The organism is Stutzerimonas kunmingensis (assembly GCF_002929225.1).
GTDB lineage: Bacteria > Pseudomonadota > Gammaproteobacteria > Pseudomonadales > Pseudomonadaceae > Stutzerimonas.
This window is the reverse complement of the sequence record NZ_PISM01000014.1, coordinates 28,636-41,967: the sequence shown is the minus strand read 5'-3', so window position 1 is coordinate 41,967 and position 13,332 is coordinate 28,636. Positions and strand designations below refer to the sequence as shown.

Below are 13,332 nucleotides of genomic sequence, written 5' to 3'. Positions count from 1 at the left end.
CTTTTTGATCCTTCTGCGCAAAAAGCTTGGCAACAGGCGCCGCGTTACCTACGCTGACGCAATCCCTCACTGCCCTGCCTCACATGCGCACCTCAATCAATATCGTGCTGTTGCTCGTCCTCGGGGCAGCCTCATTTGCCGTCTACCTCGACTGGACGCAAGACCGTCGTAGCGGCCCACTGCTGTCCGATCTGCGTACGCTACCCATCGAAAACCACGGGCAAGTCGGAAGCGCAGGCAACCTGCTGGGCATCGAGACCCGGCTGCAGCCAGCCGACTATCAGAGCCGCGAGCGGCTGCAACTCAAGTTTCGCACCTACCTCAAGCAGGCGGCCGAAGCCGGAATGCTCAGCGAGCGAACCGTCGTGGTGCTCCCCGAACACGTTGGCACTGGCCTGTTCGCCCTGGGCGAGAAGCCGGAAGTGCAGCAGGCCCGCACCCTGCGCGATGCGATGCAGTGGATGGCGCTCAGCAATCCCGGCAGCTATCTGCGCGCACTGCCGGATAATCAGGGCGACGATCGGCGTACCGGTGCGGTGTTGCGGCTCAAGGCCCGACAGATGGCAGAGGAATACCAGAACGTCTTCGGCGGCCTCGCCAGAGAGTTCGGCGTTACCTTGGTGGCTGGCTCGATCGTGCTGCCGGAGCCCTATCTGGAGAACGATCAGCTGATGATCGGCGATGGCCCGCTGCGCCAGGTAAGCCTGACCTTTGACGGTCGCGGCAAGCCCCTCGGAACGCTGCAGTACAAGCAGGCGTTGAGCCGTTACGAACGCCGCTACAGCGTTGCCCCCATCCCCGAGCGTCGACGGCTGATTGAAACACCGGCGGGCTCGCTGGCAGTGCTGCTGGGCTGCGATGCCTACCTCGAGCAACCGCCTGCCGAAGCGAAACTGCTGGCTGTACCCGGCGCGCTGGCAGATCCGCAGGCGAGCTGTGGCAGTACACATTCCGACGCGCTCAGCGCAAGACCGCACATGGCCGTGCATACGCTCGCCTTGCCCTGGAATCTACTCGGCTCGCCGCGCCGCCCGGCGCCCCCGGGCCACGGCGTCCCGGTCCAGGTACGCAATCAATGGCTCGGCAGCACCCCATGAATGCGCAACGGGTGCGCCTGGGCGATCTGTCGGTCGGTTTTCTGCACAGCCTCAACGATGCGTTGCAGCTGTACGGCCATGACCCTCAGCCGCTTTTGCTGGCCTACGGACTGGATGGCGAGCGGCTCGCTGAGCCGCATGCCCGCCTCTCGATCCCCCGTTACATGCGGCTCGGGCATGCGGCCATCCAGCTGGCTGGCGATCCCGCTCTGGGCCTGGAGATGGGCCGCCTGCGCAAGCCCGGGCACCTCGGCCTCGCCGGGCTGACCGCCGCTCAGGCGCCCACCGTGCGCGAAGCGGCACGGGCGCTGATCCGCTACGAGGCGCTGTATGCATCCAACTACCGCGGCAGTTCGAGTTTTCACGAAGATGCGTCAGGCGCCTGGCTGCGCTTCTATTCCATCAGCCCTTACAACGCCTACAACCGCTTCGTCGTCGATACGGTGCTCGCCAGCTGGATCTCGCAGCTCGGCCGCTTGAGCGGACAGCCGCTGGTGCCGATGGCGATCCACATCGAGTTCGAAGCCCCTGACTATGCCTCGCGCTACGACGAGCAGTTCGGCCGGCCGGTAATCTTCAGCGCCGAAGCGAATCAGCTGCAGCTGGATCAGCGCAGCCTGGCGTTGCGCAACCCGGATCATTGCCCCGGCACCTGGCGGCATCTGCTGGAGCTGTGTGAAGCCGAACTGGAACGGCGCACCCGCACCCGCAGTCTGCGCGAGCGGGTCGCACAGATTCTCGGGCCGATGCTCAAGGGCCAGGAGCCGGACCTGCAACAGATCGCTGCACGTCTGCAAATGCCGGCCTGGACACTGCGACGCAAGCTGGCCGAGGAAGACAGCAGCTATCGCGCGATCCTCAACGACACCCGCCGCGACCTGGCGATGGCCTACATTCGCGACACCGAATCCGCTTTCGGCGAGATCGCCTGGCTGCTTGGTTTTTCCTCAGCCGAAGCGTTTCAGCGTGCCTTCAAGCGCTGGAGCGGGCAGACGCCGGGAGACTATCGCCGGGCGCAGCGGCGCGGCGCGTGAACGGCGCATACGCGAGCGGCGCTCAGAGTTCGACCGCATCCTCGGCACAGTCCGGGTGATCCTGCTCAGCGGCATGCCATTCCAGTAGTTCGTCCTGGTAGTCGTCCATCGCTAGATTCCTCAATTGTCGGCGGTTGCCCAAGGCCTGATGCCTGTCTGTGCATCAAGGTTCATGCCAGCAGGCTACAACCGGCAAATGAAGGAATCGTGACGTGCTTCGAGTCCCGCCCGCGGCCAGATCACGGGGCATGCGCGAGCGGTACGCCCCAAAGCGGGGCGCGCCTTCAGGGTGAAGACAGGCCCGCCGCATTCATGGCCAGACGCAGCAGCCAGGCAACGATGCCGAGCGCCAGCACGCTTCCACTCCAGATCAGCACCAACCAGCTCATGCGCTGCCAGAGCGGCCGCTGCTCAGGCTGTGCAGGCGGCTTGTTATCCAGATCAGCCATCAGTGATACCCATCCTCCGCACTGACCTTGCCGCGGAACACGTAATAGCTCCACGCCGTGTACATCAGGATCAACGGCAGAATGAGCAGCGCCCCGACCAGGGTGAAGCCCTGGCTCTGTGGCGGTGCCGCAGCCTCCCAGATGCTCACCGACGGAGGGATGATGTTCGGCCACAGGCTGATGCCCAGCCCGCTGTAGCCGAGGAAGATCAGCGCCAGCGTGAGCAGGAAAGGCATGTAGTTGGCGTAGCGCTGAATCGAGCGCAGCAGCCCGAACGCACAGAGCAACACCAACACCGGAACCGGCATGAAATACAGCAGGTTGGGCATGCTGAACCAGCGCTCGGCGATATCCGGATGGGTCAGCGGCGTCCACAGGCTGACGATGCCGGTAACCACCAGCACCGCCCACACCAGCGGAATGCCGATGTCGTGCATCCGCCGTTGCAGGTCGCCGGCGGTGCGCATCATCAGCCAGGTACAGCCGAGCAGCGCATAGGCAACGATCAGCGCCAGTCCGCAGAACAGCGAGAACGGCGTCAACCAGTCCAGCGCCCCGCCGGCATAGGCCCGATCCTCGACCGGCAACCCGCTGATGAATGCACCAAGCACCACGCCCTGGAAGAAGGTTGCGACCAGCGAGCCGCCGATAAAGGCCTTGTCCCAGACATGCTGGCGCTCGCGGACCACCTTGAAGCGAAATTCGAACGCCACGCCGCGGAAGATCAGCCCCATCAGCATGAAGATGATCGGCAGATAGAGCGCCGACAGCACCACCGAATAGGCCAGCGGAAACGCGGCGAACAGCCCGGCACCGCCGAGTACCAGCCAGGTCTCGTTGCCGTCCCAGATCGGCGCGACGGTGTTCATCATCACGTCGCGCTCCGAGGCGTCCTGCACAAAGGGAAAGAGGATGCCGACGCCGAGATCGAAACCGTCCATCACCACGTACATCATGATGCCGAAGATGATGATCACCGCCCAGATCAGTGAAAGATCGATACCCATGGCTCAGTTCCTCTCGCCCAGTTGATCGCTTTGTCCCTCGGGAAGGGCTTCGTCCGCCGCGGAGATCGGTCGCATCGGCGTGCGCGCCTCGCCTGGCCCACCAGTACCTTTCTCGCGCCCTTCGCTGATCACCGGGCCTTTGCGCACCAGGCGCAGGACGTACACCATGCCCACCCCGAACACGGCGAAGTAGACGACCACGAACATCGCCAGAGTGAGCCCCAGCTGGCCGGCGCCGTGATTGGATACGGCATCGGCGGTGCGCATCAGGCCGTAGATCACCCAGGGCTGACGCCCGATCTCGGTGGTGTACCAGCCAGCCAAGATGGCGATCAGCCCGGAAGGCCCCATCAGCAACACCAGCCGCAGGAACGCGCGCGAGCTGTACATCCGGTCGCCCCGCCGCAACAGCAGACTCCAGATACCGGTGACGATCATCAGCAGGCCGAGCGCGACCATGATGCGGAACGTCCAGAACACGATCGTCGAGTTCGGCCGGTCCTCGGGCGGGAAGTCCTTCAGCGCCGGAATCGGTTCGGTCAGGCTGTGATTGAGGATCAGGCTGGCTAGGTAGGGAATCTCGATCTTGTAGCGCGTTTCCTCGGCCTCCATGTCCGGCCAGCCGAACAGCAACAGCGGCGTCGGCCCGCCTTCGGAGTTGTCCCAGTGCCCTTCCATCGCGGCGATCTTCGCCGGCTGATATTCGAGGGTGTTCAGCCCATGGAAATCGCCGATCACCGCCTGCACCGGTGCCACCAAGAGGGCCATCCACATGGCCATCGAGAGCATCTTGCGGATCGCCGGGTTGTCCTTGCCGCGCAACAGCTGCCAGGCCGCCGACGCGCCGACGAAGAACGCCGTGGCGAGGAATGCGGCGACCGCCATGTGCGCCAGTCGATAAGGGAACGACGGGTTGAAGATGATCGCCAGCCAGTCCACCGGCACCACGATGCCGTCGATGATCTCGTGCCCCTGCGGCGTGTGCATCCAGCTGTTGGACGCCAGAATCCAGAAGGTCGAGATCAGCGTGCCCACGGCCACCATGAGCGTGGAAAAGAAATGCAGGCGTTCGCCAACCCGATTCCAGCCGAACAGCATGACCCCGAGGAAACCCGCCTCCAGGAAGAACGCGGTCAGCACCTCATAGGCCAGCAGCGGCCCGGTGACGCTGCCGGCGAACTCGGAGTAGGCACTCCAGTTGGTGCCGAACTGGTACGCCATGACGATTCCCGACACCACACCCATGCCGAAATTGACCGCGAATATCTTCAGCCAGAAGTGGTACAGGTCGCGATAGACCTCCTGCCGGGTCTTCAGCCAGAGCCCCTCGAGCACGGCGAGAAAGCTGGCGAGCCCGATGGTGATCGCCGGGAAGATGATGTGAAAGGTGATGGTGAAAGCGAACTGGACGCGCGCCAGCTCTAGTGCTTCCAATCCGAACATGGGCAACAACTCCTCGTCAAATGAGCGCCCGCGTCGTCGATGACGGTAAAAACGGGGTCCAGCACAAGTGACAGCAGAACGCGCCAAGGGTGCGCCGCGGGAGCCGCGCCATCTCGTCGCGCCCTCTGGATCGGCGGTCGAACCATCGCGTTCCAGCGGTCTATGCTGGTCGTAGCCGCGTCAGCCTTGGAGTACCGCCGGTGCCGATTCACACCTTCATCCCGCCATACATTCTCGACCGCATCATCGACCGCGGGTCGCCCTACCAGCGCGGCTGCGCTCAACAGACGTTGCACCACGTGCAGAGCCTGCTGCCCAACCCCGGCCCACCACGACCCACAGCCATCGCCGAGCTTGGCGAGCTGCGCACGCCCGGCCACCCACAACGACGAATCCATGACGCCGAGCAGCAGATGCAGCTGCCGGGCAACCTGCGACGTCGCGAAGGTCAGCCGGCCTCCGGAGACGCCGCGGTGGACGAAGCCTACGACGCGCTCGGCGCGACCTACACATTCTTCTGGCAGGTTTTCCAGCGCGACTCGATCGATGACCTGGGGATGCCGTTGATCGGCACCGTGCACTACGGCCAGGGCTACGAGAACGCCTTCTGGAACGGCGAGCAGATGGTGTTCGGCGATGGCGACGGTGAGCTGTTCCAGCGCTTCACCCGCTCGCTGGACGTGGTCGCCCACGAACTGACCCACGGCCTGATCGAGAGCGAAGCCGGGCTTGTCTATTTCAACCAGCCAGGAGCGCTCAACGAATCAGTGTCGGACGTGTTCGGCGTGCTGACCAAACAGCACGCGCTCGGCCAGACCGCGGCGGAGGCCGACTGGCTGGTCGGCGCCGAGCTGCTGACCGACAAGGTCAACGGCGTCGCCCTGCGTTCCATGGCCAACCCGGGCAGCGCCTACGACGATCCGCTGCTCGGTCGCGACCCGCAGCCTGCGCACATGCGCGACTTCATCGAGACCCGCGACGACAACGGTGGCGTGCATCTCAACTCCGGCATTCCCAACCGCGCCTTCTACCTCGCGGCCATGGCGCTGGGTGGTTACGCCTGGGAGCAGGCCGGACGAATCTGGTACGCCACCATCTGTGATCCACAACTGCCCAATGATGCGGACTTCGCAACCTTCGCCGGTGTGACGCTGAACCACGCGGCGCAGCTGTTCGGTCGTCAGTCGCCTCAAGTTCAGGCGCTGTATGAAGTCTGGACGTCAGTGGGCGTAGCACTGCGCTGAGGAGGCAGGATGAAGATGCCAGCACTGGGACCGGAAACCTCGTTGCGCGTATCGCGCCAGGGCGGTTTCGTCGCGGCGCCAAGCCTGGCGCGACCCCGGCAGATCGAATTCGCCGACTGCGACGCAGAGCAGCGCCGCGGCCTCTGCTCGGTGGTCGAACGCTGCCTGCCGGTCGCCAGCAAGAACGTCGGTGCCGGCGATCAGCGCTTCTTCCGGGTCGAACTGCACTACCGACGCGAGGACACCGACGCCGAACTGATCCTGCAGATCGCCGAGGACCGAGCGCCACAGGAACTGATGCAGCTCTGGCAGAACGGCGCCATCCCCGGCGACAGCTAGAAGCGGATCACGCCGCCGTCCGCAAGCAATGCGGTGATCTGCGCCGCCGGCAGCGGGCGTGAGAGCAGGTAGCCCTGGAACTCGTCGCAACCGTTGCGACGCAGGAAATCGAACTGCGCGGCGTTCTCGACCCCTTCGGCCACCACCGTCTTGTGCAGGCTCTTGCCCAGCGAAATGGCGGCACGAGCGATCATCGCCACTTCCTCCTCCTGTTCGAGTCCGGTGACCAGCGATCGATCGATCTTGATGATGTCCAGCGGAAAACGCCGCAGATAGCTGAGCGCCGAGTAGCCGGTACCGAAATCGTCCATCGCCAAGCGAAAGCCCCGCGCCTTGAACTCGGCCAGGATGGAAACCGCACGGGTGCCGTCTCCGAGGAATACCGTTTCGGTGATTTCCAGCTCCACCTGGGTCGGCGGCAGCCCTATTTCGTCGAGCACCGCGAGGATGCGTTCGACCACATCGTCGCCAAGAAACAGCAGCGGTGACAGGTTCACCGCAATCAGCAGCGGCGTGCCGCGTCCCTCGTTCCATTGCCGCGCATCGGTGAAGGCGCGACGCAGGATGGCCAGGGTCAGCGGCATGATCAGCCCGCTCTCCTCCGCCACCGGGATGAAGCGATCCGGCCCTATCACCCCCAGCTCCGCGTGGGTCCAGCGCGCCAGCGCCTCGACACCGACAATCTGCCGCGTCGCATCGACCTTCGGCTGGTAGTGCACCGACAACTCGTTGCGCTCCAGCGCCACGCGCATGGCGGCCTCGAGATTCAGACGCTCATCGGCGATCCGGTTGAGATCGTGGGTGAAGAACTGGAAATTGTTGCGCCCACGCTTCTTCGCCGCGTACATGGCGATATCGGCGTGTTTGAGCAAGCTTTGCGCATCCTCGCCGTCGTCGGGGAACATCGCCACACCCAGGCTGGCGCCGACCTGAAACTCGCGACCGGCGAGCATGACCGGCCGGCGGATTTCGTTCAGCACACGCTCCAATAACGAGATCACTGTGCTGATGCGGTAGTGATCGCTGAGCACCAGCACGAATTCATCCCCACCGACCCGCGCCACGGTGTCGGAGCTGCGCAGACTACCGGCCAGCCGCGCCGCAATACTCTTGAGCAGCTCGTCACCAGCGACATGCCCGAGACCGTCGTTGATGAACTTGAAGTTGTCCAGGTCGATGAATACCAGCGTCAGGTAGTAGCCCAGGCGAGCCGCACGGGCCAGGCCCTGCTCGATGCGGTCGTTGAGCAGGATGCGATTGGGCAGGCCGGTCAGCAGATCATGGTTGGCCTGACGTTCGAGCTGCTGCTGATAATGCTTGCGCTCGGAGATGTCCTGCACGGTGCCTTCGTAGCAGATGAACTCGCCGCTGGCGCCTCGCACCACGTGCGCGTTCTCGGATATCCAGATGCGTGTGCCGTCGCGCCGATAGACCTCAGACTCGAAGTTGAGCACCTCGCCCTGTTGCTCCATCAGCTGGCAGAACACTTCGCGACGCCCACCCTCGACGTACAGGCGACGCTCTATGTCAGCGAGATCGGCCACCAGCTCGGATGCACTGTCGTATCCGTAAATGCGCGCCAACGCAGGATTCGCGGCCAGATAGCGGCCATCGCGGGTGGACTGGAAAATGCCCTCCGAAGCGTTCTCGAAGATGCTGCGATAACGCAGTTCGGCCTGCTCCAGCGCTTCGAGCACTGCCTTCTGGGCGGTGATGTCCTCGATGAAGCCCTCCACCACGATCTCGCCCTGCTCATCGGGCACCGCGACGCCGCGCTCGATGACCCATTTGAGGTTCCCCGCGGCGGTGCGGATCCGGTAATGCACGGTGAATCGCCCCATTCCGGCGACAGCATTATCGATGCAGCGGCGGACGCGAAGCCGGTCATCCGGATGGGTGATCCGGCCCCATGAGATGCCGTTGTCGTCGACCAGATCCGCAGCACTGTAGCCGCACAAGCCTTGCGAGCCCTGACTGACGAAGATCATCGTCCAGGGCGCGTCGTTGCGGCAGCGGTAGGCCATGCCTTCGAGGTTGTTGACCAGCGTGTCGAGCACACGCGAGCGGTCCAGCACCTCACAGGTGAGCAGACTGCTCCGGCGGTTGGTTCTGGCAGAGAGTTCTTGGGTCATTGATCTGGGCTTGAAGTGGTTATCCTGCATGACCCGGAGCCGCGACAATGTTGAGGCTGCCGCCCGGAGGTCTGCAGGAAAGGCAGAAAACCTATGCGCAGCAAGAAACGCTCCATGGATGGCACATGGCCACCCTTCGAGCCCTCGTCCCGCCTCCGGCCAGGAACCGCGCACCATAATGTGACGTACCGGTCACAGCCGAGCCCCATTTCAGGGCACCGGATCGCCTCATCCTGTTCTGCCATGGTGTCTGCTATCCAAGCGCGGCTCGGCACGCATCGGATCAGCACTGGACGTCGCCGCTTCTGGAACGCTCAGGGCTACCCTCCTTCGCCGGCTCGCTGCGCTGCAGTGCTGCTGGCAAAAGAAGCGCAGTCACGCCAGCGGCCAGCGCCGCAAGCAACACGACCGGGCCGGCGGCGCTCCAACCGAAAGCCGCGGTCACGCCGCCGACCACTACCGGGCCTAGCAGTTGTCCCAGATTGCTGCCCTGCATCATCAGGCCGACAGCAATTGGAACGAGGAAAGTCTCCCGCGCAGCCAACGGTGCGGATGCCAGCAGCGTGGCCGGGATCAACCCACCCACGGCTGAAAACAGCAGGCACAGCAGGAAGGTCGCCTGCGGTTCGAACCAACCCAGGAATATGCCTATCCCGGACGCCCCCATGACGCCGCTGGCAAACAGGATCAGCGAACCACGCCCGGCGCCGCGCGTGAGCAGATAGCCAGCAGCAAGGTTGCCGCTGACATTGACCACACTGGCCAGTGCGCTCAACAGCCCCGCACTCCGATATGAGATATCCATACGCTCCATCAGCAGAACCGGCAGAAAGCTGAACAGGGCGAAGAACATCAGGCTGTACAGCGCGAAACCAACCGCCAGCAAAACGCTGGCTCGGGAAAACAGCACGCGCCGAATATTTCCCAGTAGCCGTCCGGGTATGCCAGACGAAACGCCAGCGGGTATGCAGCAGCCCACCGCCACCGCGGCGATTACCGCCACCGCCGAACCCGTCCACCACAATCCCTGCCATGTCTGGAACAGCGGCCCGGCGACCATGGCCAGCGCCATCCCGCTCGGCATGAAGCAACTCCACAGCGAGAAGGCGCTGTCCCGCGCAGCGCCGGTCGTCAGGCGTTCCAGAATCGCCGGCCCGGCGACGATGATGAGCAGGAATCCGAGTCCTTCCAGCAGCCGGGAAATCAGCAGCAGCGCGAATGACGGCGCGGCGGCGCCCGCGACGCCGGCAACCGCGGTTACCCCGAGCCCCAGCAGCAGGGACCGCCGATCTCCGACTGCTGCCACCACCGCACCGGCCGCCGCACCCCCAAGCAAGCCGAGCACCGCGAATATGCCGGTCAGCCAGCCGGCCTCGGCGAGATCGACCCCAAGGTCCGCCTGTAGCAACGGCGTGGCAATGGCAGCCTTGCCCAAGTGCAAAGCCGCCACGATCCCGCAGCCGAGCACGATCCAGACGACCAGCCTCGCGCGGAGCTGCCGGGCGACATTCATTCCGGCACCCCGACCGGGTTGGCGGCGAGTGCGGCGGCCACGCGAGCGACGTGCCTGCCTTGGTAACGGGCGCCCTGCAGTTCATTTTCGCTCGGCTGGCGGTCACCGCCGCTGCCGTCATCGGCCAGTGTCGAGGCGCCATAGGGCGTGCCACCGGTTATGGCATCCATCCGCAGCTGCCCCTTGAAGCTGTACGGCAGCCCGACCACAACCATCCCCAGATGAAGCAGTACGGTGTGCGTCGCGAGAATCGTGCTTTCCTGGCCCCCGTGCTGGCTGCCGGTCGAGGTGAACACGCTGCCCACCTTGCCGACCAGCCGGTCCTCGGCCCATAGCCCGCCACATCGATCGAGGAAGTTCTTCATCTGCGCGGCCATGTTGCCGAAACGCGTCGGCGTGCCGATCACGATGGCGTCGTAGTTCGGCAGTTCCGCCACGGTCGCCGTATCCGCGGGCTGGTCCATCTTGTACCCCGCATTCTGCGCGACCTCTTGCGGAACGAGTTCGGGCACCCGTTTGACGTCTGCCAACGCGCCCGCTTCGCGTGCGCCCTCGGCGACGGCATCGGCAAGTGCTTCGACATGCCCATAGGATGAGTAATAGAGCACCAGTACGTTCGTCATTGCTGCAGTCCTCCAATGGCATTGACTGGAGCCAGGCTAATGACTAAAAACGCTCTCGCAGAGTGATTAAATTTCGATCAACTCGATCTATGGAGCAGATCATGCTCGATGGCATGACACTGGATCAGATTCGTACGTTCGTAACTGTGGCCGACAGCGGCAGCTTTCGATCCGGCGCGGCACGGCTGCTACGCGTGCAATCGGCCATCAGCCATGCCATCGCGAACCTGGAGACGGAACTGGGCCTGCAGCTGTTTGATCGCAGCGGCTACCGCCCCGTCCTCACTCAGGAAGGTCAGGCACTGCTGGCCCACGCACGCGACATCCTACTGCGCGCCGACGCCATGCGTGCTCGGGCGCGGGCGCTGGGTGCGGGTGTCGAGCTGGAACTGACCCTGGTGGTGGATACGCTGTTTCCGATCGAATCGGTGGCGCTCGCCATTACCCGGGCCAGCGTCGAATTTCCTTCCACCAGCTTTCGCCTGGAGTCACAGGCCCTGGGCGGCCCCATCGCAGCGCTGGATGAGAGTCGCTGCACGCTCGCGATCATCGTCGGCGAGGATTTTCGCAATCCCCGGCTGGCGCTGGAGGCGATTGGCTCGATTGCGCAGATTGCCGTCGTACGCAGCGATCATCCGCTGGCCGAACTCGGCAGCAGTGCGCCACTCGGCGTGCCGGATCTCGCCGGCCATCTGCAGATCGTGCTTGCCGATCCCACGCCACTCTCCGAGGGCCGCTCATTCGGCGTTCTGTCGCCCTTCACCTGTTGGGTGAATACCCAGGAAGCGAAGGTCGCACTGATTCGCGCCGGACTCGGCTGGGGACGGCTCCCGGCATGGCTGGTTGAGGAGGATCTGGCTTCAGCGCGACTGGCGCGCGTCGCCATTCCCGACCTTGGTAGAAACAGCGGGGTGCAATCCGAAGCCTACCTGGCGCACCGGCTGGATGAGCCACTCGGGCCTGTGGCACAGGCGTTCCGCCGCGCCTTGCTCGAGCAAGCCAGCATCTAACCTCACGACAGTGCTCGTCCAACCTTATCCAAATGAGCAGCGCTCAGTAGCCGCTGCCCGCGTATTGCCGAGGCCACTTCGCGAGCGGGCACATCGTCGGCAGCTACAGGGCGTCGGTTACGGCCGCGCGTATGTCATCGGCCAGCTGGCGTACCCGCGCTTCGCTGGTGTCCCACGAGCACATGAAGCGCGCACCGCCGACGCCGATGAAGGTGTAGAACATCCAGCCGCGGTTCCTGAGCGCCTCCAGTGCCGATGGCGGCAGGCTGACGAAGACGCCATTGGCCTGCACCGGAAACATCAACTCGACGCCAGGCAACGGTTGAATCAACTCGGCCAGCAGCTGGGCACAACGGTTGGCGTGTTCGGCGTACCTGAGCCAGGCGCCGTTTTCCAGAAGCCCGACCCACGGTGCCGACAGAAATCGCATCTTGGAGGCAAGCTGGCCAGCCTGCTTGCAGCGGTACTCGAAATCGGTGGCCAGTTCGCGATTGAAGAACAGGATGGCCTCACCGACCGCCATGCCGTTCTTGGTGCCACCGAAACAGAGCACATCGACGCCGGCTTTCCAGCTCAGTTCGGCGGGCGACATGCCCAGGTGAGCGCAGGCATTGGCAAAGCGCGCGCCGTCCATGTGCAGGTGCAGCCCGAGGTCCTTGCAGGTGTCGCTGATGGCACGCAGCTCGGCGGACTGGTAGACGGTACCGACTTCCGTGGCCTGGGTCAGGCTGACCACGCGTGGCTTGGGGTAATGGATGTCCTTGCGCTTCAGCGCGATCTCGCGAATGGCAGCAGGCGTCAGCTTGCCCTGCTCGGTCCTGCCGAGCAGCAGCTTGGAGCCGTTGGAGAAGAACTCCGGCGCGCCGCATTCGTCCGTCTCGACGTGGGCGATGTCGGCGCAGATCACGCTGTGGTAGCTCTGGCAAAGGGACGACAACGCCAGGGAATTGGCCGCTGTACCGTTGAAGGCGAAGAACACCTCGCAGTCGGTCTCGAACAGTGCGCGGAAGTGATCAGCCGCGCGGGCTGTCCATTGGTCGTCGCCGTACGCCCTGTCGTGGCCTTGGTTCGCCCTCGCCATGGCTTCCCAGGCTTCAGGGCAGATGCCGGAATAGTTGTCGCTGGCAAATTGCTGCTTGTCGGTCGTCATCAAATCCTCGTTATGGCATTGCCGGGCGGTTGGTGGCTGCACGTTACGCTGTAGAAGCCCGGACACGCGAGCGCAAACGGAGTGTCAGGCGAGCATGTACGGGGTGATGCCGGCGCCGCCCCGCCCTCGTCAGCCTCCACGCAACGTCTTAGCACAGCGAAGCGCCCAGCGCGGATATCACGGCGGCACATTTCACGGTCGCCCACAGGGAAATTCAGTAACGCTGTGGCACCCTGCAGCGCGTGTTCTGAAAACCACGGCACGCTGAATCCCATCTAGTCTTTGACGACG

The 13,332-nt window shown here is 64.1% G+C and carries 12 protein-coding genes; 5 read left to right on the top strand and 7 right to left on the bottom strand.

Going from position 1 to position 13,332, the window contains the following annotated elements:
* Positions 1 to 83 precede the first annotated feature (83 nt).
* Together CW305_RS06810 and CW305_RS06805 are read left to right on the top strand one after the other, a co-directional pair.
* Positions 84 to 1,097, top strand: a complete 1,014-nt coding sequence (locus CW305_RS06810; protein WP_104097449.1) for a carbon-nitrogen hydrolase family protein — start codon at positions 84 to 86, stop codon at positions 1,095 to 1,097.
* Positions 1,094 to 2,131: an AraC family transcriptional regulator gene (locus CW305_RS06805; protein WP_104097448.1), complete on the top strand. Its 1,038-nt coding sequence runs from the start codon at positions 1,094 to 1,096 to the stop codon at positions 2,129 to 2,131. The genes CW305_RS06810 and CW305_RS06805 overlap by 4 nt, the downstream gene beginning before the upstream one ends.
* A 284-nt stretch (positions 2,132 to 2,415) precedes the next feature.
* Here CW305_RS06805 and CW305_RS06800 read toward each other — a convergent pair whose 3' ends face one another.
* The 3 genes from CW305_RS06800 to CW305_RS06790 are packed head-to-tail and all read right to left on the bottom strand — an operon-like array spanning position 2,416 to position 5,030.
* Positions 2,416 to 2,580 (bottom strand): DUF2474 domain-containing protein, encoded by a 165-nt coding sequence (locus CW305_RS06800; protein ID WP_023446339.1) that lies wholly within the window; start codon positions 2,578 to 2,580, stop codon positions 2,416 to 2,418.
* Positions 2,580 to 3,587 carry a cytochrome d ubiquinol oxidase subunit II gene (gene cydB / locus CW305_RS06795; protein ID WP_104097447.1) on the bottom strand — a complete coding sequence of 336 codons (1,008 nt, stop codon included), beginning with the start codon at positions 3,585 to 3,587 and terminating at the stop codon, positions 2,580 to 2,582. Before cydB ends, CW305_RS06800 begins: the two co-directional genes overlap by 1 nt.
* Positions 3,588 to 3,590: 3 nt before the next feature.
* Positions 3,591 to 5,030, bottom strand: a complete 1,440-nt coding sequence (locus CW305_RS06790) for a cytochrome ubiquinol oxidase subunit I (protein WP_003301388.1) — start codon at positions 5,028 to 5,030, stop codon at positions 3,591 to 3,593.
* A gap of 200 nt (positions 5,031 to 5,230) precedes the next feature.
* On the opposite strand from CW305_RS06790, the gene CW305_RS06785 reads away from it, so the two are divergent.
* Both CW305_RS06785 and CW305_RS06780 read left to right on the top strand, forming a co-directional pair.
* The gene (locus CW305_RS06785; protein WP_104097446.1) at positions 5,231 to 6,274 is read left to right on the top strand and encodes a M4 family metallopeptidase; all 1,044 of its coding nucleotides are present in this window, start codon (positions 5,231 to 5,233) and stop codon (positions 6,272 to 6,274) included.
* 9 nt (positions 6,275 to 6,283) lie between these two features.
* On the top strand, positions 6,284 to 6,613 hold the full coding sequence (locus CW305_RS06780; RefSeq protein WP_014820538.1) for a protealysin inhibitor emfourin: 330 nt from the start codon (positions 6,284 to 6,286) through the stop codon (positions 6,611 to 6,613).
* On the opposite strand, the gene CW305_RS06775 is transcribed toward CW305_RS06780, so the two are convergent.
* The 3 genes from CW305_RS06775 to wrbA form a co-directional block, all read right to left on the bottom strand.
* Positions 6,610 to 8,745, bottom strand: a complete 2,136-nt coding sequence (locus CW305_RS06775) for a putative bifunctional diguanylate cyclase/phosphodiesterase (RefSeq protein ID WP_104097445.1) — start codon at positions 8,743 to 8,745, stop codon at positions 6,610 to 6,612. The genes CW305_RS06780 and CW305_RS06775 overlap by 4 nt on opposite strands.
* Positions 8,746 to 9,028: 283 nt before the next feature.
* The gene (locus CW305_RS06770) at positions 9,029 to 10,258 is read right to left on the bottom strand and encodes an MFS transporter (protein ID WP_104097444.1); all 1,230 of its coding nucleotides are present in this window, start codon (positions 10,256 to 10,258) and stop codon (positions 9,029 to 9,031) included.
* The gene (gene wrbA / locus CW305_RS06765; protein WP_104097443.1) at positions 10,255 to 10,881 is read right to left on the bottom strand and encodes an NAD(P)H:quinone oxidoreductase; all 627 of its coding nucleotides are present in this window, start codon (positions 10,879 to 10,881) and stop codon (positions 10,255 to 10,257) included. Before wrbA ends, CW305_RS06770 begins: the two co-directional genes overlap by 4 nt.
* Before the next feature lie 101 nt (positions 10,882 to 10,982).
* On the opposite strand from wrbA, the gene CW305_RS06760 reads away from it, so the two are divergent.
* A complete protein-coding gene (locus tag CW305_RS06760) occupies positions 10,983 to 11,891 on the top strand; it encodes a LysR family transcriptional regulator (protein WP_104097442.1) in 909 nt (302 codons plus the stop codon).
* A gap of 103 nt (positions 11,892 to 11,994) precedes the next feature.
* Here the strand turns inward: CW305_RS06760 and CW305_RS06755 are convergent, their stop codons facing one another.
* Entirely contained in the window at positions 11,995 to 13,041 is a 1,047-nt protein-coding gene (locus tag CW305_RS06755) for a threonine aldolase family protein (protein ID WP_104097441.1), read from the bottom strand.
* Between the last annotated feature and the right edge of the window lie 291 nt (positions 13,042 to 13,332).